Below are 25,232 nucleotides of genomic sequence, written 5' to 3'. Positions count from 1 at the left end.
TTAAGAGTCGATCTCAAGGGATGCCTGGCCGAGATCAGTTCGACGGCGTTTGCAGGGTCAGCAGGTACGCATACACATTGTCAAGCTGCTCATCGGTGAACACCTCGTTCCAGGCAGGCATTCCCTTTGAAGGACGTCCTTCGTGAACTGTTTTCCAGTAGGTCTCGCGCATGTCGTCACCGTAGCGTCGGTTTAGCAAGCGGAGGTCGATACGGCGTTCGCTCTGGACGGCATCCGGCCCGTGGCAGTGCGCGCAGGTGCCATTGAAAACCTCGCGGCCGGCGCTTACGGCCTCGGGCGTAGCGGCTGCAACCGTAGTCAGTTGAGCCAAGACGATCGGCAGTGCCTGGGAAGCCGGCAGGAACGCATGTTTCGTTGCTGTAGGTGCCGCGTTGAATTTGACGGGCCGGTCAGTCGGAAATCCGTACTTGGCGATCAGACCGGCGATGGTCGTTTCGAGGCTTGGCAGAGCGGCATCAACCTGATCGCGTAGTTCAATTGATGTTTTTGCGAACCCTACCGCGCTGATCCACGACAGACCGAGTCCTTCCGTGCTCTGGATAGCGTAGCGATCGCCGTATTCTGTCTTGTTGAGCCAGCCGGCGACCGGTCCCCAGATAAAGGCGACGTCAGCCTTACCCTGGTCGAGAACCTTCATTCCCTCTTCGGGGCTAAGCACCGTCACTTTTTCGATCTCGTCCAACTGCGCAAGCAGGTTCTGCGGCGTCGACAGGAACTGGACAGCCACGCGTTTTCCCTTGAGGTCGTCAATGCTGCTGACCTTGCCGTCCTTTGCGCTCACCAGAACATAGGCTTCGGTAATCAACGGCTTCGAGAAAATGACGGCTGGTCCCATAAAGTCTTCACTCAATGGTAGACCGATCATGGCGTCGCATTGCTTGCCAAGCAGGGTAACGCGCACGGTACGTTTACCGAAATAGGATTTGTACCAATTATAGGCGACGGGGCGGCCGAGCGCCTTACCCAGCGCCTGCCCAAGCTCAAGATAGAAGCCCGGCATCGACGCATTGTCGCTGGAAAATGGAAGATTGGTGGGGTCGGCGCAAAGCCGAAGGGGTTTGATTTCGTCGGCACCGGCCCGAAAGGCCGGTGCCGCAAGTGACAGAATGACGGCGAGAGTCGGGATGCTCGCGTGGGTCCAAGTAGTGCGAGACGTTGTGCGTTTGTCCAAATGGGTTGCAGGCATCCCGAACTCCCTCTTCTTGGCCTCTTTATTGAACTGCGAACACGAACAATGCGCCGCCTTCAGGTGCCGCGGCGGTCATTTGCTTTCCGATCTCTCCCAGGAATGCCGGAATGGACGCAGTACGCCCCACCACAACGGCGACATACTGCTTGCCATTGACCGAGTAAGTGATCGGGCCAGCACCAATGCCAGAGCCCAGATTCTTCTTCCAGAGAACCGTGCCGTCCTTGGCGTTGACCGCATGGAAGTCGCCGTGCAGATCGCCGTAGAACACGAGGTTGCCTGCCGTCGTCAGCGTTCCGCCGTTGAACGGCAGGTCTTGCTTGATCGACCAGACTTTCTTGCTGTTCACCGGGTCCCAAGCGACGAGTTCCCCGAGGAAGCCGCCCGGGCCTGGCTTGGTCGGGAACTCGGCGCCGAGATAGAAGGTGCCGCGCTTGTAGGCGACATCGCCGACCGACCAATCCATGCAGACGTTGTTGGTCGGAATGTAGACCAGCCCCGTCTGCGGATTAAACGACATCGGCTGCCAGTTCTTGCCGCCGATCAGGTTCGGACAAATGTCCTTTGCCGGATGACCCGGTCCCGGACGCTTGTCGGGATCCTCTTCGGCGCGCATCGTGTTGATGTCCCACTTCTTGGCCCAATTGGAAAAGATATATTTCTCGGCCGAAATCACCTTTCCGCTCTCCCGGTTAGCCACGTAGAAGAAGCCGTTGCGGTCTGCCTTCAACAGTGCGGGTACGTCATTTCCGCCGATTTTCAGGTTGGCGAGAACGAGTTCGTTCACGCCATCGTAGTCCCATGCGTCGGCGGGGGTTTGCTGAATGTGCCACTTGATCTTGCCGGTGTTGGGGTCGAGCGCGAGCGTGGAAGCCGTGTACAGATTGGTCAGCTTGCCGAAATTGCCGTCGCCGCTGGAGCGAACGCCGGTGTTCCACGGTCCCGGATTGCTCGTGCCCCAGTAGACCGTGTCGGATTTGGGATCATACGAACCCACGAGCCACGCCACACCGCCGCCCTTGAGGCCGGTGTCGCCCTTCCAGGTATCGCTGCCGGGTTCGCCGGGTGCGGGTACCGTGAAGGTCTGCCAAACCTGTTTTCCGGTGGCGATGTCATAGGCCTGTAGCGAGCCCCTCGCGCCGTATTCGCCGCCACCGAATCCGGTAATGACCTTGTCTCGCACAACGAGTGGAGGTGACGTGATGACGGAGCCCTGCTTGTAGTCGACAACCTTGGTTGTCCAGAGTTCTTTGCCCGTATTGGCGTCGACCGCTGACAGCTTTCCGTCAAGGCGACCGACGAAGAGTTTTCCGTCAGCGTAGGTAACTCCGCGACTGTTCACGTCGCAGCAGGCGTATTGCAGTACATCGTCCGGAATCTCCGGCTCATAGGTCCATTTGCGGGCGCCAGTCGCGGCATCGAGCGCATAGACGTATTTCGGTCCCCACGATGTCGACACGTACAGCGTGTCGCCGATGACCAGTGGCGAAGATTCGTTCGATCGCAGGGAAGCGAGCGAGAACGAATAGGCCAGCGACAGCTTACCGGCGTTTTCAGTGTTGATCTGCTTGAGAGGACTGAAACGCGTATTGCCGTAATCGTGTCCGGCGACAGCCCATTGATTGGCGTCGGACGCGGCCTTGATGATCGAGTCATTGGCGTGCGCACCGACTGTTGCGCCAACGAGACCGGCGACCATAGAAACGCCGGCCAAGAATCCTCTGCTCCTTGACGTCATCTGTATCCTCCGAATCATGTTTCGCCGCGCTCGGCCCGTGAGCCCGATTCGCGGGGGTGCTTCTAATGAGCACCGAGAGCACACGCCCTGTGCGATCTCAGTACAGAATTACATCATTGGAAATTCGTGCGTAGTATAGGCGGAAGGTAGTAGTCCACGTCGGGACCGGGAACCATTCTCGCCAGCGATCAAACGCATCGCCTGATTTCAGTTTCCGAACAGTTCATCCATTCGCTTCACTAGGCGGGTGCGATAACAGTCGCCAGATTTTCGAAAAAAGCAGCAGCCAGCTTCCTGGATGTCGCGTCGATGAGGCGGGAGCCAAGCTGTGCGAGCTTGCCGCCAATCTGGGCGTCTACTTGATAATGCAGGATTGTTACCTCCGGTGCTTCTTGTTCCAGCCGCACGCTGGCGCCACCCTTCGCAAAGCCTGCGACCCCTCCGGAACCTTCTCCGGAGATGCGGTAGCTATTCGGTGGATCCAGATCCGATAGAGTGACCTTGCCGCCGAACGTTGCTCGGACCGGGCCGATCTTGATCACAATGGTGGCGGTCAATTCCGTTGGCGTCGTCTTCTCCAGCGATTGACAACCGGGAATGCAGCGTTGAAGCACCAAGGGATCATTGAGCGCGGTCCAAACAGCTTCGCGGGATGCCGGAATGCGCTGACTGTCGATCATCTGCATGGCGTGAACTCCCGGGTCTGTTGTTAAGCGCGTTGTCGGCAAACGTTAGGTCGTTCTCCCCATTGATCAATCCTCATGAAGTACTAGGCGCGGAGGAGTGGTCGGCAACGAAATAGCCCAGATGAATCGTGCCGTTAGGAGGAAATGCGCCTACTACCAAGATCGCGGTTACAAAATCGCCCCGTCATGTTCTTATTTGCTTTTAGATCAATAAGGACTTGGGGAGGTTTTGGAATGTCAGCAATCAAACTGACAGTGAATGGCAAAGCCGTTTCGGCCGAGATCGAAGACCGCACACTCTTGGTCCATCTCCTGCGTGACCATCTGAACCTGACCGGGACGCACGTCGGCTGCGATACCAGCCAGTGCGGCGCCTGTGTCGTGCATATCGATGGGAGGGCAGTCAAGTCCTGCACCGTGCTGGCCGGCCAGGCCGCCGGTTCCAGCGTCACCACCATCGAGGGTATCGCCAAGGGCGACGAACTGCATCCGATGCAGGCGGCTTTCCGCGACAATCACGGCCTGCAGTGCGGCTTCTGTACTCCGGGCATGATCATGTCGGCGATCGATATCGTGCATCGCCACGGCGGCAAGCTCGACGAGGAAACCGTCCGGCACGAGCTGGAAGGCAACATCTGCCGCTGCACCGGCTACCACAACATCGTCAAATCGGTGCTTGACGCGGCCGGCCGCATGAAGATGTCGCGGGCCGCGGAATAGCCCGCGGCCCGCAGGAAAGAGCTTCAGAATTCATGATGACCGGCCGCGAAAGCGCCTTCAAGATTGCGCTGATGATGCGGCCCGACAAGGAGAAATCCGATGGGTGTTGAAGGTATTGGCGCCAGGGTAGTGCGCAAGGAAGATCGCCGTTTCACGACCGGCAGGGGCCGCTACGTCGACGACATCAAGATTTTGGGCATGACCTATGCCCACTTCATCCGCACCCCGCACGCCCATGCCAAGGTCAAGAGCATCGATTCATCCGCGGCGATGCAGATGCCGGGCGTCGTTGCGGTCCTGACAGGAAAGCAGATCGTCGATGACAAGGTCGGCAACCTGATTTGCGTTTGGGCCATTACGTCCAAGGACGGCACGCCGATGAAGATGGGCGCGTGGCCTGCGATGGCGCCGGAGACTGTGCGATTTGTCGGCCAGGCGGTCGCGGTCGTGATCGGCGAGACCAAGAACCAAGCGCGCGATGCGGCGGAAGCCGTCGTCGTCGACTATGAGGAACTCCCTGTCGTGGCCGACGTCAAGGCGGCGATCGCGCCAGGCGCGCCGCAGCTTCACCCCGAGGCACCAGGCAATATCATCTACGACTGGCATATCGGCGACCAGGCGGCGGCCGATGGTGCCTTCAAATCTGCCGCCAATATCGTCAGCATGGATGTGATCAACAACCGGCTGGTTCCCAACGCGATGGAACCGCGCGCGGCGGTAGCCGACTATGACACGGCGGAAGATCACTACACGCTTTACACGACATCTCAGAACCCGCATGTCGCGCGGCTGGTGCTGTCGGCGTTCTACAACATCGCGCCCGAGCACAAGCTGCGGGTGATCGCTCCCGACGTCGGCGGCGGCTTCGGCTCCAAGATCTACATCTATCCGGAGGAGATGGTTTCGCTGTGGGCCTCCAAGAAGGTCGGCCGTCCCGTGAAGTGGACCGGCGACCGTTCGGAGGCCTTCCTCACCGACGCCCATGGCCGCGACCATCTCACGCATGCGGACATGGCCTTTGACAAGGACAACAGGATCATCGGTCTTCGGGTGAAGACCCACGCTAATCTCGGCGCCTATATGTCGCTGTTCTCGTCATCAGTGCCGACCTATCTCTACGCGACGCTGCTGCCGGGCCAGTACAACATCCCGGCGATCTATGCCGAGGTGATCGCGGTTTATACCAACACAACCCCCGTGGACGCCTATCGCGGCGCGGGGCGGCCGGAAGCGAGCTATCTGCTCGAGCGGATGATGGAAACCGCGGCGCGGCAGTTGAAGGTCGATCCGGCCGAATTGCGCCGCAAGAACTTCATCACGCAATTCCCGCATCAGACGCCTGTGATCATGGCCTATGACATCGGCGATTTCGGCGCTTCGCTCGATTCAGCGATGAAGGCGATCGACTACGCCGGCTTCCCCACGCGCAAGGCGAAGGCAAAGAGCGAAGGCAAACTGCGCGGCATTGGCGTCTCCTGCTACATCGAGGCCTGTGGCATCGCGCCGTCGAAAGCGGTCGGCAGTCTCGGAGCCGGCGTGGGCTTATGGGAATCCGCCGAAGTTCGCGTCAATCCTGTCGGCACGATCGAAATCCTCACGGGATCGCACAGCCATGGCCAGGGCCATGAGACGACGTTCTGCCAGCTCGTCGCAGAGCGCCTCGGCGTTCCCATCAGTCAGGTGCAGATCGTCCATGGCGACGCGGATAAGGTGCAGTTCGGCATGGGCACTTACGGTTCGCGCTCGGCTGCCGTCGGCCTGACCGCGATCCTGAAGGCGATGGAGAAGGTCGAAACCAAGGCCAAGAAGATCGCCGCGCATCAACTCGAAGCGTCGGAGAGCGACATCGTCATCGAGAACGGCGAGTTCAAGGCCACCGGCACCGACAAGTCGATCGCGCTGCCGATGGTCGCGCTCGCCGCCTATACTGCGCATAATCTGCCCGACGGCATGGAGCCGGGCCTGAAGGAGGGGGCGTTCTACGACCCGACCAACTTCACCTTCCCGGCCGGCACCTATATCTGCGAGCTCGAGGTCGATCCCTCGACCGGCAAGACCTCGTTCGTCAACTTTGTCGCCGCCGACGATTTCGGGCGGCTGATCAACCCGATGATCGTCGAGGGCCAGGTCCATGGCGGGCTTGCCCAGGGCATCGGGCAGGCGCTGCTCGAACACGCGGTGTTTGACGCCAACGGCCAACCGGTGACGGCCTCGTTCATGGACTATGCCATGCCGCGGGCCGACGACCTGCCGTCATTCAAGCTGTCGCACACCACGACGCTGTGTCCGGGCAATCCGCTCGGCGTCAAGGGTTGCGGCGAAGCCGGCGCGATCGGTTCGTCGGCTGCGGTGATCAACGCCATCACCGACGCCATCGGCAACAACAAACTGGAAATGCCGGCGACACCCGATCGGGTGTGGCATGCGATCCACGGTTAGCGCGCAGCCCGCAAAAGTGGGCACCGGTTTTGCGACCGGGCTTCGCGCAACAAACAGATTGGAGCACAATCATGTACGAAACTACTTATCATCGCGCCACTAGCGTCGACGAAGCCACGGCGCTGTTCGCCAAGGGATCGGAGTCGAAATATCTTGCCGGCGGCCACACGCTGCTTGCCGTCATGAAGCAGCGGCTTGCTTCGCCATCCGACGTGATCGATCTGGCCCGGATTCCTGGGCTGATCGGCATCGAGGCGAGCGCCGATACGGTGACCATCAAAGCGGCGACGACCCATTATGACGTCGCCCAAAGCGCGGCCGTGCAGAAGGCGATCCCCGCGCTCGCCCATCTCGCTTCGCTGATCGGCGATCCCGCCGTGCGCCACCGCGGCACCATCGGCGGCTCGATCGCCAACAACGATCCCGCGGCCGACTATCCGGCGGCCGTGCTGGCGCTTGGCGCGACGGTGAAGACCAACAAGCGCTCGATATCGGCGGATGATTTCTTCCAGGGTTTGTTTGCGACCGCGCTCGAAGAGGGCGAGATCATCACCACCGTGTCGTTCCCGGTTGCGGCCAAGGCGGGATATTCCAAATTCCCGCATCCGGCCTCGCGCTTCGCCTTGACCGGGGTGTTCGTGGCCAGGACCAGGGCGGGCGACGTCAGGGCGACCGCGACCGGCGCCTCGCAAACCGGCGTGATGCGGGTGGCGGCGATCGAGGCGGCGCTCAAGGCGAACTGGTCCGCCAGCGCGCTCGACGGCATCAAGATTGTCGCCGATGGCCTGATGAGCGACATCCACGGCTCTGCAGACTATCGCGCCAACCTGATCAAGGTCATGGCGCAACGCGCGGTGGTCGAGTCGAAATGACGCGGCCAGGCGCTGGATATGGAGAATTCCGGCCTCTCCCGCCGGATAGTGAGATGCCCTGCATGCGGCGTCTCTCAACTCAAGCCCGGCGCTCAAGCGCCGGGCTCCTTGATCGCAAAGAAAACGCGTTTTGGTGTGGATATGCTGCAATCTTCAAACGGCAATGGTGCCGCAAACCCCGAGGAGAATGAAATGTCCTGGAAGACTCCAAAGATTGTCGAAGTGCCGGTCGGCATGGAAATCAACATGTACGCATGCGCGGCCCGCAAATAGCTGCGAAACGAGCGGTCGTGACCAAAGCGCTGCCGCCCCCTGAGCTCAGCTTGAAAGCTCAGGGGGTGGTTCCGAGCCTTCGGATGAAGGGGCGCAATCGGTGCGCGTCAACGCTTGATCCAGAGCAAATGCCACGTGGGATTTTGCGGGCCACCAATACGATTGGTCGGGCTGTCGATTTGCCGGTTGTAGCTGCACGAAAGGCTGCTGCAGTTGATAGACGATAACGGAAAGGATGTTTCACATGATCAATATCAATCGCGTGGTGCTTGTAGCGGCGTTGGCGGTCTCCGCTTCGAACGCGTGGGCGGTCGATGCGGGTGATGCGGTTGCGGGCAAGGCCGTATTTTCGCATACCTGTCAGAATTGCCATTCTGTCGAAATCGGCGTGAACAAAGTGGGGCCCAGTCTCTGGAACGTCGTGGGGCGTCAGGCGGCCTCGATCCCGGATTTTTCCTATTCGGACGCTATGAAAGCTAACAAGAGTGCTTGGACTGCATCTTCACTCGATGCTTATCTCGCCGATCCCCGAGGTGACCTTCACGGTGTGAAGATGTATTTCAAGGGGTTGCCGGCCGCCAAAGATCGCGCCGACGTCGTCGCATATCTGCAGACTTTGAAATAGCGGTATTCGCTGGTTTTTAGCCGTCGAGTTGCGGGTCAGAGGACATGACGAACTCCTTAGGCGAGTGAATTGGATCATCCTGAAACACTGTATGCCGAGGCGATCGACGGCGCTATCGCTCACCGCGTTGGTCGCGATACTGCGAAAGGTGCGGGCCAACCACTCGCCGACCTGTTCTTCCTTATCGCCGCTCAGTCGGGTGTGCTCGCGACGGCAATTAGCTATGAACCGGATGAGGAAATCTACGGAGAAGCCGAGCCTTCCGACTACATTTATCAGGTTGTTAACGGCGCTGTACGCTCCTACAAACTTCTGGATGACGGACGGCGGCAGATTGAGGCGTTTCATCTAAAGGGCGACGTCTTCGGACTGGAATTCGGCCCTGCCTTCCACACGACCGCAGAAGCAATCGTCAAAACGACGGTACGCCGAGTGAAGCGTCGAAGCCTGGAAATCGTGGCAGCCACGAACGCCCAGGTTGCCTTCACCCTTTGGAAAATGGCTGCGCGAAATCTTCAAGTTGCGGGAAACCATATACTGCGGCTCGGGAGCAACAAGGCGATAGAGCGCGTGGCCAATTTTCTCCTCGAAATTGGCAGCCGTTTTTCCAGCAATCTCGTTTGTGCTCTGCCAATGTACCGCAGAGACATTGGAGATTATCTCGGTCTCACTATCGAAACAATCTCGAGAACGCTTTCTCAATTGCGCGACGAGGGTGCTATTCAGTTTTGTGGGCCGCGCCAAATTATACTTAGAAATCGTCAACATTTATCCAGTCTGATTGCGTGAGCAGCGACCAAAGGGTCCTGCTCAAACGCATGGCTATGCCGTCAGCCATCGGCGGCCTCATGGGCGATCCAAATCGGTCGATGCCCATCGATTCTGCGAGGTGCCGGAAAGGAGGGACCGAGCCTCGCCCGGGGGTTACTGGCGCTCTGGAACGTCGAGGCTGGCCTTTGACTTGGATCAAACTGACATCCCGAGAAAGGCATATGGAAAATACGGGAGAGAGGGAGGAAGGCATGGACAGGATTGAGCCTGCTCACCACGCGTTCCGTGTGCAGAGCGCCATTGCGTCTGGTGAGGCAGTAAAATCGCCCGTCGTGGCGTCTTGGCGGCGTTCCTCCTTGCTACATCGACTGGATCCGGCAGAGGGGACACTACCCCAGCGGCTGACTGGATCCGAGTTACGGCGCGCGCGGGAAAGGGCTGCGCCGCTCGTTCGCGCGTCGCAGGCGGCCATGGACCGCCTGTCGCAGGCGGTTGGCATGGTCGGTTGCTGCGTGCTCCTCGCTGATAGCGACGGTGTGCCGGTCGACCGTCGAGGCGCGATGGCTGATGATGCTGCGTTCCAGTCATGGGGTCTGTGGACCGGCGCGATCTGGAGTGAGGCATCCGAGGGGACCAACGGCATTGGGACCTGCCTGGTCGAGCAGCGCGCTCTCACAATTGACCGCGATCAGCACTTTCTCGGTCGCAACACTGAAATGAGCTGCACGGCGGCGCCGATCTATGACCACAATGCGCAGCTTGCGGGCGTACTCGATGTTTCCTCCTGCCGCGCAGATAGCACTTACCCTTTCACCAAACTGATCGCGATCGCGGTTAACGAGGCTGTGCGCCGTATTGAGGCCGAGATGTTCCGTTCAGCCTTCACCGGGACGGGGATACGGATCCAGTTGACACCTCCGGTCGAGGGAGGCTTTGGCGGGTTGGTGGCGATCGACGCTGACGATCTCATCATCGGCGCGACAAAATGTGCGCGGACGTGGCTCGGGATCGTCTCCGAGGGCTCAGTGCAGCCAGTTCCAGCAACTGACCTATTCTTTGGTCCATATGCGGAATGCGAGCATTTGGGTGATGCCGAACGTAGAACGTTGCAGCGGACACTTCTGCGATCTCATGGAAATGTCTCTGCCGCAGCCAAGGCTCTCGGCGTCAGCCGGGCTACCCTTCACCGCAAGCTGAAACGGCTTCGCGTGAAGCCGCATTGAATTAACGGCCGACAACTGGTCTAGCCCGGGTCGGCTCCGCCAGCCGTCCCCAATGGATGGGAATTCCAGCGTAAACTGTCGCAAATCTGCGACAGATTGACGAACTAACTGGCGTCCTCAAGATGACGGACGCAGGCCATTGTTACATGCTTCCCTCAATGGTCCCGCGCAGCTCAGACGCGCGATCAAAAAATTCATAAACGAAGGAGGGAGTGTGCCATGAACAAGGTCGAGTTCCTGAATGCAGGCAAGGTTCCGTTTGCAGAACGATACGATAATTTCATCGGCGGCAAGTGGGCAGCTCCGCTGTCGGGAAAATATTTCGACAACACCTCGCCAATAACGGGCCAGGCGATTTGCAAGATCGCACGCTCCGAGGCCGCTGACGTTGAAGCTGCACTCGATGCGGCCCACGCCGCAAAGGACGCGTGGGGGAGGACAAGCGTTGCCGAGCGTGCCCTGATCCTCAACCGGATCGCTGATCGCATGGAAGAGAATCTCGAACTGCTCGCTGTCGCCGAAACCTGGGATAACGGTAAACCGATCCGCGAAACGCGTGCCGCCGATGTGCCGCTCGCAATCGACCATTTTCGCTATTTCGCAGGTGTCATACGCGGGCAGGAGGGCAGCATCGGCGAGATCGACCATGATACGGTGGCCTACCATTTCCATGAACCCCTTGGAGTCGTCGGACAGATCATTCCGTGGAACTTCCCTCTGCTGATGGCCTGCTGGAAGCTCGCGCCGGCGCTCGCTGGAGGTAACTGCATCGTGCTCAAGCCGGCCGAACAGACTCCCGCGTCGATCATGGTCTGGATCGAGTTGGTCGGCGACCTCTTGCCGCCGGGCGTCCTTAACATCGTCAACGGTTTTGGTCTTGAGGCCGGCAAGCCGCTCGCCTCAAGTCCGCGCATTGCCAAGATTGCCTTTACCGGCGAGACGACGACGGGGCGGTTGATCATGCAGTATGCAAGTCAGAACCTGATCCCCGTCACGCTTGAGCTCGGAGGCAAGTCTCCGAACATCTTTTTCAAGGATGTGGCGGCGGAGGACGATGACTTCTTCGACAAGGCGATCGAAGGCTTCGTAATGTTCGCTTTGAACCAGGGTGAAGTCTGCACCTGCCCCAGTCGCGCGCTCGTCCACGCCTCGATCTACGATCGGTTCATGGAGCGTGCGCTTGCTCGCGTTGCAGCGATCAAGCAGGGCGATCCGCGTGATGCCGCAACTATGATCGGCGCACAGGCTTCGGGCGAGCAGCTCGAAAAGATACTTTCCTATATCGACATCGGCAAGCAGGAGGGCGCCCTGGTGCTTGCTGGTGGCGCACGTTCCAACCTCCCGGGTGATCTGGCAGGCGGCTACTATGTCCAGCCGACTGTGTTCCAGGGCCACAACAAGATGCGGATCTTCCAGGAAGAGATATTCGGCCCGGTGGTGTCGGTCACCACGTTTTCGAGCGACGAAGAAGCGCTGTCGATAGCCAACGACACGCTTTACGGGCTCGGTGCCGGGATCTGGAGCCGCGACGCCAACCGATGCTTCCGCTTCGGTCGCGCCATCCAGGCGGGCCGGGTTTGGACCAACTGCTATCATGCCTATCCAGCTCACGCCGCGTTCGGCGGCTACAAGCAATCGGGCATCGGTCGCGAGACGCACAAAATGATGCTCGACCACTACCAGCAGACCAAAAATCTTCTGGTGAGCTATAGCCCGAAGAAGCTCGGCTTCTTCTGAGCAGCATCCGTGAGCGGCGCGCCGGTTCGCGGCGCGTCGCCGCAAAGATGCTCTCGTGGAGGGGGCAGGCGATGCATGATAAGGTTACGGCGACGCCGGCAGCGATGGCTCTGCTCACTGAAATCGTCGAGGAGCATGGTCCGGTACTCTTCCATCAGTCCGGCGGTTGTTGCGATGGATCGTCGCCGATGTGCTATCGACGGGACGAATTTGTCATCGGAGACCGCGACGTATTGCTTGGCAAAATCGGTGAAACGCCAGTCTATATCGGTGCGATGCAGTTCGAAGCCTGGAAGCATACGGATCTGATCATCGACGTCGTTCAGGGACGTGGGGGCATGTTTTCGCTCGATAACGGACGGGAGTTGCGCTTCTTAACGCGTTCGCGTCTGTGTCCGTTGGAGGAGGGCTCACTCTCCGCGTCAGAGTGACATCTGGATTGTTGAAGTGATGGGTCCTGACTGGTGTTCGATGGCTGGCGGGGGACAAGTATGGTGGATCGCGGTTGGCATTTTTCAAGGATCGGCTGGTCCCTCATAACGGATATGTTGTTTCTGCCTTCGCGCTTCTGGCTTGGGGTGATCTTCGATCAGCCAGCAGATCAAAAAACGTCGGAAGGCGGGCGAGCGTGGTTCGAGATCCTTGAAGTCCAGGCGAGCGCATCGAGCGAACAGATAAAAAAAGCATATCGTGAGCAGATGAAGAAATATCATCCCGACCGTGTTTCCGACCTCGGGCTCGAGTTGCAGCATCTGGCGCTCGTCACAGCGAAGGAAATCAATCGCGCCTATCAAGAGGCCAAGCAGCGATTTTGAAGCGTCGCCTTGAAGTTAGACTTACGGGGCGTTGAGTCGGTAAGAAAGCGCGGACTTTGACTGTACCGATTACCTGTAAGCAAGAGTAATCGTGGGAGGTTCTCCAATGGATGCGAATGGTGCGGGCCCTGCCAAGCAGGATAACGTCTATCCGGTTTCGGCTGAATGGGCGAAACGTGCCTATGTTGACGCCTCCGGCTATCGCGATATGTATGCGCGATCGATCAAGGATCCGGACGGCTTTTGGGGCGAGCATGGCAAGCGGGTCGACTGGATCAAGCCCTTCAGCAGGGTGCAGAACGCCTCGTTTGCGCCCGGCAAAGTTTCGATCAAGTGGTTCGAGGACGGCTCGCTCAACGTTGCCTGGAACTGCATCGATCGTCATCTCGCCAAGCGCGGCGATCAGACCGCCATTATCTGGGAGGGGGACGATCCGAGCAGTGACCGGAAGATTACTTACCGGCAACTGCATGCCGAAGTGTGCAAGTTCGCCAATGTGCTGAAGGCCCGCGGCGTCAAGAAGGGCGACCGAGTCACGATCTATCTGCCGATGATCCCCGAAGCGGCCTTCGCGATGCTGGCCTGCGCGCGGATCGGTGCGATCCATTCGGTGGTGTTCGGCGGCTTCTCGCCAGACGCTCTCGCTGGCCGCGTCGAGGGCGCGAACTCCGCCGTCGTTGTTACGTCCGACGAGGGTCTGCGCGGAGGCAAAAGGGTGCCGCTGAAAGCCAACGCCGATATTGCAGCGAACAAGGCCGGCTGCGTCGAGAGTATCATCGTGGTGCGTCACACCGGTGGCGATGTCGCGATGAAGGCCGGGCGCGACGCTTACTACGACGAAGCCGCGAAATCGGTATCCGCCGATTGCCCCTGCGAAGAGATGAATGCGGAGGATCCGCTGTTCATCCTCTACACTTCGGGCTCAACGGGTGCCCCGAAAGGCGTCGTTCACACCACCGGCGGTTATCTGGTGTATGCGTCGATGACGCATCAATACGTGTTCGACTATCACGATGGCGACGTCTACTGGTGCACCGCTGATGTCGGCTGGGTTACCGGCCACAGCTACATCCTCTACGGACCGCTGGTGAACGGCGCCACCACGCTGATGTTCGAAGGCGTGCCAAACTATCCAGACAATTCGCGGTTCTGGAATGTGATCGACAAGCACAAGGTCAACATCTTCTACACTGCGCCGACCGCGATCCGCGCGCTGATGCAGGGTGGCGACGAGCCGGTGAAGAAGACCTCGCGCAAGTCGCTTCGATTGCTTGGTTCGGTCGGCGAGCCGATCAATCCGGAAGCCTGGGAATGGTATCATCGCGTGGTCGGCGACGAACGTTGTCCGATCGTGGATACTTGGTGGCAGACCGAGACCGGCGGCATTCTGATTACGCCCCTACCCGGCGCCACCAAACTGAAGCCGGGCTCGGCGACACAGCCGTTCTTCGGCGTGGTGCCTGAAATCGTCGATGCTGACGGCAAGGTGCTGGAGGGTGAAACCTCGGGCAATCTCTGCATCGCCAAATCCTGGCCGGGCCAGATGCGCACGGTCTACGGCGACCATGCCCGCTTCGAGCAAACCTATTTCTCGACCTACAAGGGCAAATATTTCACCGGCGACGGCTGCCGCCGGGATGCCGACGGCTATTACTGGATCACCGGCCGCGTCGACGACGTCATCAACGTTTCCGGCCATCGCATGGGCACCGCCGAGGTCGAAAGTTCGCTGGTGGCGCATGCCAAGGTTTCGGAAGCCGCGGTGGTCGGCTATCCCCACGAGATCAAGGGCCAGGGGATCTACGCCTATGTCACGCTGATGGCCGGCACCGAACCGACCGAGGCGTTGCGCAAGGAACTGGTGGCCTGGGTGCGCAAGGACATCGGTCCGATCGCCTCGCCTGACCAGATCCAGTTCGCGCCGGGCCTCCCGAAGACCCGCTCCGGCAAGATCATGCGACGTATCCTGCGCAAGATTGCGGAAGACGAGCCTGGCGCGCTGGGCGATACCTCGACGCTCGCCGATCCAACCGTGGTCGACGAATTGGTCGAACATCGCCAGAACAAGCGGTAGGCAACATGATGCACGAATTCAAACCACGCAGTGCTCGCCGCCATGAATCTTGATTCGATTGCGATCGGTTACGAACCACCCAAGGACGTAAATGTCGTCATTGAGGTGCCACTCGGCGGCGAGCCGATCAAATATGAACTGGACAAGGCTGCGGGTGTACTCGTCGTGGATCGCTTTCTCTATACGCCGATGCGCTATCCCGGCAATTACGGGTTCGTCCCGCGTACTTTGTCCAACGATGGGGATCCGATCGATGTTCTCGTTGCCAACACGCGTCCCATCATCCCTGGAGCCGTTATCAATGTGAGGCCGATTGGAGTTCTCAAAATGGAGGATGACGGCGGCGGCGATGAGAAGATCATTGCCGTTCCATCGTCCAGGCTGACTCAGCGCTACTCGCACGTGCAGACCTATACGGATTTGCCGGAAATCACGTGGAGGCAGATGGAGCACTTCTTCCTTCACTACAAGGATTTGGAGCCGGGGAAATGGGTAAAGCTGTCGGGCTGGGGTGATGCAGACGAGGCACGCGATCTCATCAATGTTGCGATAGCGCGGGCCAAATCGATCGTTTCAGATGAAAGAGAAACGGTTTTAGCGGAGAGCATTCGATGAGGATTGTACTATTGGGTCCGCCCGGGGCCGGAAAGGGAACTCAGGCGGTGCGATTGGCTCAACGCCTAGCTATTCCGCAGCTGTCCACCGGCGATCTGTTGCGTGCCGCCGCGGCAGCGGGGACCGAAATCGGAAGGAAGGCCAAGGAAATCATGCAGCGCGGCGATCTTGTTCCGGATGAACTGATGGTTGCGACCGTCGTCGAGCGCATTTCTCGGCCGGACGCCAGCAACGGCTTCATCCTGGATGGATTCCCCCGCACCATTGCGCAGGCCGTAGCGCTTGATGACTTTCTGGCGACCGAAGCGCTCGAACTCGACTGCGTGCTTGAATTGAAGGTTGATGAGGAAGTTCTGGCTGATCGTATTTTGAATCGAGCGAGAGAAGCAAAGGCCAACGGTCACGCCATACGAGGGGATGACAACCAGGAGGCCTTGAAAGTCCGGATGGATCTCTACCGCAGGCAGACCGAGCCGCTCACGGAGTATTATCGCTCAAAGGGGGTTCTCAAGAGCGTTGATGGCCTACGACCGATAAATATCGTGGCAGCCTCACTCCTCGAAGCCATCGACGCGTGAGGTATGCTCGAATTTCATCCCCGATGGAGCTCATTCCCTATGCTCCAATATGGAACTAGCGCCGACGATGGTGACATGATGACATCAATGGTCCGGCCCGGGCAACGAATCTGGGGGGCAGGAGTCAGGGCCGCGTTGAGATGGTTGGTGACCGGTGTCGGCTGTGCCGGCGCCCATTCCCATCGCTGTTTCCGCGATGAGGTCGCCGCATGGCTCAACTCATGCCGGGCGCGGATCTCGTTGCTACGGAGAGCGCCATGAAAAGCATGCTACCGTCCGCTGACCCGTCGGAATATCTGAGTAGGTTGATGCATGCGGGGCAGGATGCAGTGAGGCAATTCGACGACGCTCTCGCGTCGGCTATCGGCGTAAAAGCCCTGGAAACGCCCGCGTCGGGGCGCCTGTTCTTCCCGTTTAGCCTGATGGCCGATCTACAGCGCGAGTATCTCGTGCAGGTCTGGAAGTTTTGGAATTCGGCTTTTTTGCAGTCCATTGGGGCCCGGGCGCATTTGAACGCGGCTTTGACCAAAGGTGACAAGCGTTTCAAGGACGCTGCCTGGCACGACGAGCCGTACTATGAACTTCTCAAGCAATCCTACCTATTGGGTTCCAAGCAGTTGCACGATTTCGTCGATCAAGCACAGGTCGATGACAGAACAAAGATGCAGCTCCGCTTTTATGCCCGCCAGTATATCGATGCGATGAGTCCGGCGAATTTTCCCGCGACCAATCCCGAAGTCATCCGCAAGGCCATCGAAACCCGCTCGGCGAGCCTTACGGACGGTATGAAGAATCTGATCGACGACCTTCAGAAGGGACGCATCACAAGGGTTGATGAGACAGCCTTCGAGGTCGGCCGCAATCTTGCGATCACTCCTGGCTCGGTGGTGTTCGAGAATGAGCTGATCCAATTAATACAATACACCCCGCAAACGAGAGAAGTCGAGAAGACGCCGCTCCTGATGGTCCCGCCTTGCATCAATAAGTATTATCTGCTCGATCTCGGCGCGGGCAATTCACTGGTGGAGTACGCGGTCGCTCAAGGGCACCAGGTTTTTCTGATTTCGTGGCGCAGCGCGGTCGCCGAAATCGGCCACCTGACGTGGGACAATTATCTTGAGATGGGACCACTCAAGGCGATTGACGTGGTCCTGGACGTCACTGGTGCCGAGCGGACGCATGCGCTCGGGTTTTGCGTTGGCGGTGTCATCCTGAGTTGTGCGGCGGCAGTACTGGCCGCGAAACAACAGGACAAGCTTGCTACCATATCGCTATTGACCACGATGCTCGACTTTTCCGATACCGGCGAAATGGGCCTCCTGATCGACGCCGCCTCCGTCGCCTTTCGGGAGGCGACGATCGGGAAGGGCGGCATCCTTCCCGGCAAGGAACTGGCGTTCACCTTCGGCACGCTGCGCGCCAACGACCTGATCTGGCGCTATGTCGTCGATAGCTATCTCAAGGGCGCCACGCCCGACGCATTCGACCTGCTGTACTGGGATTCCGACAGTGTCAGCCTGCCTGGACCGATGTACTGCTGGTACACCCGCAGCACCTATCTGGAAAACAACATCAAGGACCCCGGCAAAACCACACAATGCGGCGAGCCGGTCGATCTGTCGAAGATTATTGTACCGGTCTACCTTCTCGCATCGCGCGAGGACCACATTGTCCCCTGGAAGTCGGCGTTTCGCTCGAAGGACCTTATCGGCGGAGAAGCGCGGTTTGTCCTTGCGGCCAGCGGGCATGTCGCCGGCGTCATCAATCCGCCGGCGCGCAACAAGCGCAGCTATTGGCTCAACGACGACCACGAGTCAGATCCGCAGGGCTGGTTTGATGCCGCAGAAGAGCAAGCCGGAAGTTGGTGGCCCGACTGGGATGCCTGGATGAAGCGTCATTCGAGCGGGATCGTTCCGGCACCAACACGAGCTGGCAACGAGCAATATCCGGTAATCGAGGCTGCGCCCGGGCGGTATGTGAAACAGAAGTCGAATTGATGGTGCGCGGCGACAGATTCGACGATCGTCACTGAGGAACGGATTGAGGAGCGATCAGAGCCGTGACTTGCAAACTTTCACCGCATCACCAGTCGCTCTACGACGCAGGGGATGAACAGCGGAAGCTGTGCCATGACTGGCTGGTTTCGGTTATGAGCGAATCGTCCGAGAAAACACGGACGAAGGGCGAGCTATGTGCGGAAGCGATTGAACGTTTCAGAACGTCGAAGAGCGCCTTCGAGCGTGCCTGGATCACGGCGATCGAGGAGACTGGAAATCATCACTGGTTCAAACCAGTCTGGCGTCCCAGGAAGCACGCCGGCGTCCGCGAGTTCCCTAGAAATCGTAGTAACGGCATTGAACACAAGGAGGCTGAGAGATGAAGGCAGATGTAAGCGGCTGCAGGTTAGCTCCAGGGTTCTGTCGAATCCGGCGACGCCCAATGGATTCATCATTGCTACACGAGATATCTCTCATCGCAGGACGTATGTCATGACAGAATCGCAAGGAATTTCCCGTCGACGGATTTTGACGATTGCCGCCGGCGTCGCCGGGGCATCGGCCACAGGCGCCGCCGCGGTGCTGGGAACAGCGACGCCTGCGCAGGCGGCCAAAGTACCGCAGAAAGCCGTAAAGTATCAGGACACACCAAAGGGCGAAGCAAGCTGCGAAAATTGCGAGCTGTTCGAAGCCCCCTCAAGCTGCAAAACCGTGGACGGAACGGTCTCCCCGCAGGGCTGGTGCATGGTATATGTCAAGAAGCCGTCGTAACAATCCAACGCCCAGCGGCGCGTCTTTAGGGCCACCGAATTGGTTGACGCGCTAACAGCGCGGAGCGCCACCAGCGCCCCGCCAAGCGCGTTGCAACGCTCAATAATGTACGACGATAACGACGCGCTTTGTCGCCGCTTCTCCGGATGGCGGCGGAACCGATCCGTCGGCGGTTTCGACGCCCTGAACGCCAATCTCCTGCTCGGCTACGCCGATGCGGATGAGTTCATGCTGGGTCGTTTTCACGCGCGCATCCGACATGCGTCGCTGGCTCACCGGGCTCGAGGCGAGATCCGCCATCCCGTTGATGTTGATCTGCGTAATTGTGCCGTCGACCGCATCCTTGACGGCGTCGCCGATGAGAAGGCGGCCGCTGTCGGTAAGTTTTGCGCCATTCCATTCGCCTTGCGAGAGAAAGACTCGTGGCAGCGGGCGCGGTGCGGATTGCGCATGAGCACAGGACATCAATCCAACCAATGCAGCCGTTGCAATGATGCGTAGCATGTTGCTCTCCTTCATCAATCCAGTCACATTGTCGTCCGGATCATGCTTCAGACGGCGGGCCAAAAGAGCCCGGTGAGGACAAGGGGAATCACCCAGAGGCCGATCTCGATCGTTTCGGTGATCGGTTGCGTGCCCTCGAACGCGCATCTTCATCGGCCGTGGCGCGCCATTCAACACCTTACGCCGTCCCGCTCATTGCGCGGCGGAGGCAATATTTCGCAGACCGGCGAGCCGCATGATCGATTGAGCGGCGAGTTTTTGCGCAAGCTCCATGCTGTCCTGGTCGTGGGCGCTATCCGCATCGTCCAGATACATGTTCGACAGTTGCTCGGCGCGGCGCAGTGCGCGCTGCTTGACCTGTTCGATGTCTCCCGAGGCGGGTTCGACGTCGGTCCCCTCGGGCGCCGCCAGGAAATACGGCGGCAGCCGGGAACGATCCATGGCCAGCACCCGGTCGCGCTGGGCGGGGGTCAATCCCAGCGACCACGCGATGATGTCCCTGAGGAGAAGACTTTCCAGCAGCGCTGCCGATGCGGGCTCGTCGGCTCCGTCAGCCGCCGCATTCTCGTCGGCCGCAACCTTCCGCTCGGCCCTCCATGCCAGCCGCCGCTCACGGCGCAGCAGATTGCCGTCGGATAGCGCATCGCGCGCGAAGCCTTCAGCGGTATTTCTGACCACGGGGTCTTCGGCACGGGCGATGACGTAAGTCCAGAACACGAAGGCGCGCTGGCGGTGGCGGGCGGCGAGCGCCCACGCGGTGTAGGGCGTCGACAATCCGGAGTTCCCAACTTCGGAAATCTCTGCCGCGGGAACGAGATCGATCGGTGTCCAGCGCAGATCGGCGGCATCCGGACGCTTGCCGCAGGCGCCGAGACAGGCCGCCGTCAAACTGTCGGCACGATCGCGTTCGCGTGTGACCAGGACCTCAAAGACGCGACGCACCGAACCAAAGCTTTCGTCGATTCGTTCCGCGAGGGTGCCATAGCGCTGAGCCGCCTTTTGCGCAAAATCGAATGCAATCGCGTAGAGTTCGGCAAGGCGCCGCACGGGAGCGGGAGGTACCGTGGTCAAAAGCGGTTCGCTGCGCATGTCAGGCTCCATCCAGCAACAAATTTGAACTGAACAGAGAGCTGCGAGTTTGATCCAGCGCAAGTAACAACCTTGCTGGGTGCCCTAGATCAATCCTAAGCTGTTTTGAAGCTCGCAATCCAGAACAACGGCGTTCTGCGCAATTCTGGAACATGGGCCTTGCGAAAACCCGTCAACTTCATTGTCCTTGTTGGAGTCCTGGCCCTTCTCGGCTGGATTGCCGTCGTCGGCGAGGCGCGCGCCGCGGGACGGCTGAACGAATACCTCGGCAAGGCCGAGCCGGCCGAGCTGGTTCCCGGCGCGAACCGCTTTGGGCCGCCGCAAGGCGATCCCGCGATTGTCGGTGCCTACAAGGATGATCAACTTCTCGGCTTCGTCTACCTGAATTCCGACTTTGCCAATGCGACCGGCTATTCCGGCAAGCCGATTCAGCTCCTGATCGGCATCACCCCGAAGGGCGTGCTGACCGGTCTCAAGCTCGTCGAGCACAAAGAGCCCATCGTGCTGGTGGGCATTCCGGTCGCTCGCATTCTGGAGGCGGTCAACAAGCTGATCGGCACGGACATGGACCCCGTCGCGCGCGGCGCCGCGCCCGCACCGCAGGTCGACATCGTCAGCGGTGCAACGGTCACCGTGCTGGTGATGGGCGACAGCATCGTCCGCTCCGCGACCAAGCTCATCAAGAGCGGACGGCTCGGCGCAGGGGGCAACGCGGTCACCGCCGCGGCGCCGCAGGCGGCGAAGGCCATCGATCCCGGAAAAAGTGAGATCCGCGATTGGCAAAGCCTCGTCGGGGATGGCTCCGTCAGCCGGCTGAACCTCAGCGTTGCCGACGTGAACAAGGCTTTCGAGAAATCCGAAAATGCGGCGGCCGCCGCGCGGCCGGAGGAGGGCGATCCAGACGATACATTCATCGACCTCTATGTCGCCGACGTCGCGGTGCCGACCATCGGCCGCAGCCTGCTCGGCGATGACGGCTACAAGCGGCTGTCCGGCCGGCTGAAGCCGGGACAACAGGCGTTGATCGTCGCGGGATCGGGCCGGTATTCGTTCAAGGGAGCTGCTTACGTTCGCGGCGGGATATTCGACCGCATCGAACTGATCCAGGAGACGAACAGTGTCCGTTTCCGCGATCGCGACCACACGCGGCTGGGGAGTCTTGAAGCCGAAGGCGCGCCTGACTTTCCCGAGATTGCCCTGTTCACGGTGCCGCCAGATTTCACATTCGACCCGACGGAGCCATGGACACTTCAATTGCTGGTCCAACGCGTGGTCGGCACGAGGGAAAAAGCCTGGCTTACTTTCGATCTCGGCTACAAGCTTCCGGACGCCTACGTAAAGCGTGCGCCGGTGCCGGACGGGGCAATTGCGTCACCAGTAAAGGGATCTTCTCCGAAGACGATCGCCAATACGATTACGAAGACTTCGGTGCCATCAGCGCTCGCCGGCAGCGGCAACTGGACGTGGCCTGCTGCCGAAGATGAACCTCTGTGGATGAAGATCTGGCGCGGCGACGTCGTCAAGATCAGCACGACGATCGTCGCGCTCGGTGCGCTGACTTTGATCTTCTTCTTTCAGAATGCTTTGGTCCGCCGTCCCAGGGTCTATGCGTGGATCCGCCGCGGCTATTTGCTGTTTATCCTGGTCTGGCTCGGCTGGTATGCGAATGCCCAGCTCTCGGTGGTCAACGTTCTGACCTTCGCCAATTCGCTGCTGACCGGCTTCAGCTGGGAATACTTCCTGTCGGCCCCGTTGATCTTCCTGCTATGGGCCTCGATTGCCGCAGGGCTATTGTTCTGGGGGCGTGGGCCGTTCTGCGGCTGGTTATGCCCGTTCGGGGCGCTGCAGGAATTGCTCAACAACATCGCCCAGGCGGTGAAGATCCCGCAATACAGATTGCCGTGGGGCCTCCACGAGCGATTGTGGCCGATCAAGTACATCATCTTCCTCGGCCTGTTCGGCATGTCGCTGTACTCGACCGCGTTCGCGGAACAACTGGCCGAGGTCGAGCCGTTCAAGACTGCGATTATCCTGAAATTCGCGCGCGAATGGCCGTTCGTGGTCTACGCCCTGACCACGTTGTCCGCCGGTTTGTTCGTCGAGCGCTTCTTCTGCCGCTACATGTGCCCGCTTGGCGCCGCGCTCGCGATTCCGGGCCGCATCCGGATGTTCGAATGGCTGCGCCGCTGGCCGGAATGCGGCACGCCCTGCCAGCGCTGCGCCAAGGAATGCCCGGTGCAGGCGATTCATCCGGAAGGTCACATCAACGTCAATGAGTGCATCTACTGCATGCACTGCCAGGAACTGTATTTCGACGACCACCGCTGCCCGCACATGATCCAGGTGCGGCTGAAGCGCGAGAAGCGCGATGCGCTGTCGTCGCCCTCGATGCGCAGCGGCGGCAAAGGGCCGAACACCATCATCACCGCGGGCGGCAAGCCCATCGGTCTGCCGCCGGTCGCCCCCGTCACCCCATCACTACCTGCAACCTGAAAGCCTAGGAGGCTATCATGAGCGACAATGAAAACGGAAAAGGCGTCAGCCGGCGTACCTTGCTCGGAACCACTGCAGCGGCAGCGGGCGTGGGCCTCGCGGGCGGAGTTGCGCTCGACACGGACGGGATCATCACGACTGCCGACGCGCAGACCAAGACAGCGGCGCCGAAGGCTCCCGCCGCGCGACCCGCTGTTCAGAAAGCCGAAGTGGCTCCGGGCGAGCTGGACGAATATTACACGTTCTTCTCCAGCGGCCAGTCCGGCGAAATGCGCATCGTTGGGCTTCCGTCGATGCGCGAATTGATGCGTGTTCCCGTGTTCAACCGATGCAGCGCTACCGGCTGGGGACTGACCAACGAAAGCCTCAAGGTCCTCACCGAGGGGCTGCTTCCCGAGACACGCGAATTCCTCAAGAATCGCGGCGGCACCTACATGAACGGGGACCTGCATCATCCGCATGTCTCGTTCACCGACGGCACCTATGACGGGCGCTATGCCTTCATGAACGACAAGGCCAATACCCGGGTTGCGCGGGTGCGGCTCGACGTCATGAAGTGCGACAAGATCATCGAGCTGCCGAACCAGCATACGGTACACGGCCTGCGCCTGCAGAAATACCCGCGCACCGGCTATGTGTACGCAAACGGCGAGGATAGCGTGCCGCTGCCAAACGACGGCAAGATCCTCAACGATCCGAAGCAATATCACGCGATCTTCAGCGCGATCGATGGCGACACCATGAAAGTCGCCTGGCAGGTGATTGTCGACGGCAATCTCGACAACGTCGACTCTGATTATCAGGGCAAGTATGTCTTCTCGACCTGCTACAACTCGGAAGAGGGCGTCACCCTGGCCGAGATGACCGCCAACGAACAGGATTGGGTCGTCATCTTCAATCTCAAGCGCATCGAAGAGGCGGTGAAGAAGGGCGACTTCAAGGAAATGAACGGCGTCCCCGTGATCGATGGCCGTCATGGATCGCCCTATACGCGCTATGTTCCGGTCTCCAACAATCCGCACGGCATCAATACCGCGCCCGATGGAATCCATGTCGTCGCGGCCGGAAAACTCTCGCCGACCGTCACTGTGATGGACGTGCGGCTGTTCGACCAGCTGTTCGACGACAAGATCAAGCCGCGTGACGTCGTGGTCGCGGAGCCCGAACTTGGCCTTGGGCCGTTGCACACCGCCTATGACGGCAAGGGCAACGCCTATACGACCCTGTTCCTCGACAGCCAGGTCTGCAAGTGGAACATCGATCTGGCGAAGCGCGCGTTCAAGGGTGAGAAGGTCGACCCGATCATCCAGAAGATCGACGTCCACTATCAGCCCGGCCACAACCACTCCTCGATGGGCCAGACCAAGGAGGCGGACGGAAAATGGCTGATCTCCCTCAACAAGTTTTCCAAGGATCGGTTCCTCAACGTCGGCCCGTTGAAACCCGAGAACGATCAGCTGATCGATATCTCCGGCGACAAAATGGTCCTCATCCACGACGGTCCGAGTTTTGCAGAGCCGCATGACGCCACCATCGTTCATCGCTCCAAGATCAACCCGATTTCGATCTGGGATCGTGCCGATCCGATGTTTGCAGACGCGGTCAAGCAGGCCAAGGCCGATGGGGTCGACCTCGTAGCCGACTCCAAGGTTGTCCGGGACGGAAACAAGGTGCGTGTCTACATGACCTCCACCGCGCCCGCGTTCGGTCTCGAGCAATTCCAGGTCAAGCAGGGTGACCAGGTCACGGTCTACATCACCAACATCGATGCGGTGGAGGATCTGACGCACGGGTTCTGCATCATAAACTACGGCGTCCAGATGGAAGTCGCGCCGATGGCGACGGCGTCGGTGTCGTTCACGGCTGATAAGGCGGGCGTCTACTGGTACTATTGTTCGTGGTTCTGTCACGCCATGCACATGGAAATGAAGGGCCGCATGCTGGTCGAGCCCAAAACCTCTTGAGACAACACAGCTTGAGACGGGAACGATACCTGCTCTGT

The 25,232-nt window shown here is 59.7% G+C and carries 22 protein-coding genes; 17 read left to right on the top strand and 5 right to left on the bottom strand.

Annotation, left to right across the window (positions count from 1 at the left end; translation table 11 throughout):
* Positions 1-34: 34 nt before the first annotated feature.
* From NL528_RS36395 to NL528_RS36385, 3 genes are all read right to left on the bottom strand, one after another.
* A complete protein-coding gene (locus NL528_RS36395) occupies positions 35-1,207 on the bottom strand; it encodes a c-type cytochrome (protein WP_309179198.1) in 1,173 nt (390 codons plus the stop codon).
* Positions 1,208-1,232: 25 nt separating this feature from the next.
* Positions 1,233-2,924, bottom strand: coding sequence for a PQQ-dependent dehydrogenase, methanol/ethanol family (locus NL528_RS36390; RefSeq protein WP_309179197.1), 1,692 nt, complete (start codon positions 2,922-2,924; stop codon positions 1,233-1,235).
* A 263-nt stretch (positions 2,925-3,187) separates the two neighbouring features.
* Entirely contained in the window at positions 3,188-3,634 is a 447-nt protein-coding gene (locus NL528_RS36385; protein WP_309179196.1) for a carbon monoxide dehydrogenase subunit G, read from the bottom strand.
* A 234-nt stretch (positions 3,635-3,868) separates the two neighbouring features.
* Here NL528_RS36385 and NL528_RS36380 point away from each other — a divergent pair, with 234 nt between their 5' ends.
* From NL528_RS36380 to NL528_RS36310, 15 genes are all read left to right on the top strand, one after another.
* Positions 3,869-4,354 carry a 2Fe-2S iron-sulfur cluster-binding protein gene (locus tag NL528_RS36380; RefSeq protein WP_309179195.1) on the top strand — a complete coding sequence of 162 codons (486 nt, stop codon included), beginning with the start codon at positions 3,869-3,871 and terminating at the stop codon, positions 4,352-4,354.
* A gap of 99 nt (positions 4,355-4,453) precedes the next feature.
* Positions 4,454-6,793 (top strand): xanthine dehydrogenase family protein molybdopterin-binding subunit, encoded by a 2,340-nt coding sequence (locus tag NL528_RS36375; protein WP_309179194.1) that lies wholly within the window; start codon positions 4,454-4,456, stop codon positions 6,791-6,793.
* A gap of 71 nt (positions 6,794-6,864) precedes the next feature.
* The gene (locus tag NL528_RS36370) at positions 6,865-7,665 is read left to right on the top strand and encodes a xanthine dehydrogenase family protein subunit M (protein WP_309179193.1); all 801 of its coding nucleotides are present in this window, start codon (positions 6,865-6,867) and stop codon (positions 7,663-7,665) included.
* Between the two features lie 192 nt (positions 7,666-7,857).
* On the top strand, positions 7,858-7,938 hold the full coding sequence (gene pqqA, locus NL528_RS36365) for a pyrroloquinoline quinone precursor peptide PqqA (RefSeq protein WP_072824652.1): 81 nt from the start codon (positions 7,858-7,860) through the stop codon (positions 7,936-7,938).
* Positions 7,939-8,182: 244 nt separating this feature from the next.
* Positions 8,183-8,563 (top strand): cytochrome c family protein, encoded by a 381-nt coding sequence (locus NL528_RS36360; protein WP_309179192.1) that lies wholly within the window; start codon positions 8,183-8,185, stop codon positions 8,561-8,563.
* A gap of 69 nt (positions 8,564-8,632) precedes the next feature.
* The gene (locus NL528_RS36355; RefSeq protein WP_309179191.1) at positions 8,633-9,352 is read left to right on the top strand and encodes a helix-turn-helix domain-containing protein; all 720 of its coding nucleotides are present in this window, start codon (positions 8,633-8,635) and stop codon (positions 9,350-9,352) included.
* A gap of 233 nt (positions 9,353-9,585) precedes the next feature.
* Complete coding sequence (locus NL528_RS36350) at positions 9,586-10,557, top strand: GAF domain-containing protein (RefSeq protein ID WP_309185141.1); 972 nt, start codon at positions 9,586-9,588, stop codon at positions 10,555-10,557.
* A 219-nt stretch (positions 10,558-10,776) separates the two neighbouring features.
* On the top strand, positions 10,777-12,294 hold the full coding sequence (gene adh, locus NL528_RS36345; RefSeq protein ID WP_309179190.1) for an aldehyde dehydrogenase: 1,518 nt from the start codon (positions 10,777-10,779) through the stop codon (positions 12,292-12,294).
* A gap of 71 nt (positions 12,295-12,365) precedes the next feature.
* On the top strand, positions 12,366-12,725 hold the full coding sequence (locus tag NL528_RS36340) for a DUF779 domain-containing protein (RefSeq protein WP_309179189.1): 360 nt from the start codon (positions 12,366-12,368) through the stop codon (positions 12,723-12,725).
* Between the two features lie 60 nt (positions 12,726-12,785).
* On the top strand, positions 12,786-13,109 hold the full coding sequence (locus tag NL528_RS36335) for a J domain-containing protein (protein ID WP_309179188.1): 324 nt from the start codon (positions 12,786-12,788) through the stop codon (positions 13,107-13,109).
* Positions 13,110-13,215: 106 nt separating this feature from the next.
* On the top strand, positions 13,216-15,183 hold the full coding sequence (acs, locus tag NL528_RS36330) for an acetate--CoA ligase (protein WP_309179187.1): 1,968 nt from the start codon (positions 13,216-13,218) through the stop codon (positions 15,181-15,183).
* Positions 15,184-15,225: 42 nt separating this feature from the next.
* The gene (gene ppa, locus NL528_RS36325) at positions 15,226-15,798 is read left to right on the top strand and encodes an inorganic diphosphatase (protein WP_309179186.1); all 573 of its coding nucleotides are present in this window, start codon (positions 15,226-15,228) and stop codon (positions 15,796-15,798) included.
* Positions 15,795-16,376 carry an adenylate kinase gene (locus NL528_RS36320; RefSeq protein WP_309179185.1) on the top strand — a complete coding sequence of 194 codons (582 nt, stop codon included), beginning with the start codon at positions 15,795-15,797 and terminating at the stop codon, positions 16,374-16,376. Before ppa ends, NL528_RS36320 begins: the two co-directional genes overlap by 4 nt.
* 209 nt (positions 16,377-16,585) lie before the next feature.
* On the top strand, positions 16,586-18,373 hold the full coding sequence (locus NL528_RS36315) for a class I poly(R)-hydroxyalkanoic acid synthase (protein ID WP_309179184.1): 1,788 nt from the start codon (positions 16,586-16,588) through the stop codon (positions 18,371-18,373).
* 492 nt (positions 18,374-18,865) lie between these two features.
* A complete protein-coding gene (locus tag NL528_RS36310) occupies positions 18,866-19,144 on the top strand; it encodes a high-potential iron-sulfur protein (protein ID WP_309179183.1) in 279 nt (92 codons plus the stop codon).
* Positions 19,145-19,243: 99 nt separating this feature from the next.
* Here NL528_RS36310 and NL528_RS36305 read toward each other — a convergent pair whose 3' ends face one another.
* Together NL528_RS36305 and NL528_RS36300 are read right to left on the bottom strand one after the other, a co-directional pair.
* The gene (locus NL528_RS36305) at positions 19,244-19,801 is read right to left on the bottom strand and encodes a hypothetical protein (protein ID WP_309179182.1); all 558 of its coding nucleotides are present in this window, start codon (positions 19,799-19,801) and stop codon (positions 19,244-19,246) included.
* A 39-nt stretch (positions 19,802-19,840) separates the two neighbouring features.
* Positions 19,841-20,737: a ferritin family protein gene (locus NL528_RS36300; protein WP_309179181.1), complete on the bottom strand. Its 897-nt coding sequence runs from the start codon at positions 20,735-20,737 to the stop codon at positions 19,841-19,843.
* Positions 20,738-20,917: 180 nt separating this feature from the next.
* On the opposite strand from NL528_RS36300, the gene NL528_RS36295 reads away from it, so the two are divergent.
* Both NL528_RS36295 and nosZ read left to right on the top strand, forming a co-directional pair.
* Positions 20,918-23,230: a 4Fe-4S binding protein gene (locus tag NL528_RS36295; RefSeq protein ID WP_375144094.1), complete on the top strand. Its 2,313-nt coding sequence runs from the start codon at positions 20,918-20,920 to the stop codon at positions 23,228-23,230.
* 17 nt (positions 23,231-23,247) lie between these two features.
* Positions 23,248-25,194 carry a TAT-dependent nitrous-oxide reductase gene (nosZ, locus tag NL528_RS36290; protein WP_309179180.1) on the top strand — a complete coding sequence of 649 codons (1,947 nt, stop codon included), beginning with the start codon at positions 23,248-23,250 and terminating at the stop codon, positions 25,192-25,194.
* Positions 25,195-25,232: the final 38 nt, after the last annotated feature.

Origin of the sequence: Bradyrhizobium sp. Ash2021 (assembly GCF_031202265.1) — a bacterium.
In the GTDB taxonomy this organism is placed as follows: Bacteria; Pseudomonadota; Alphaproteobacteria; order Rhizobiales; family Xanthobacteraceae; genus Bradyrhizobium.
This window is presented reverse-complemented; position numbering and strand designations above follow the sequence as displayed.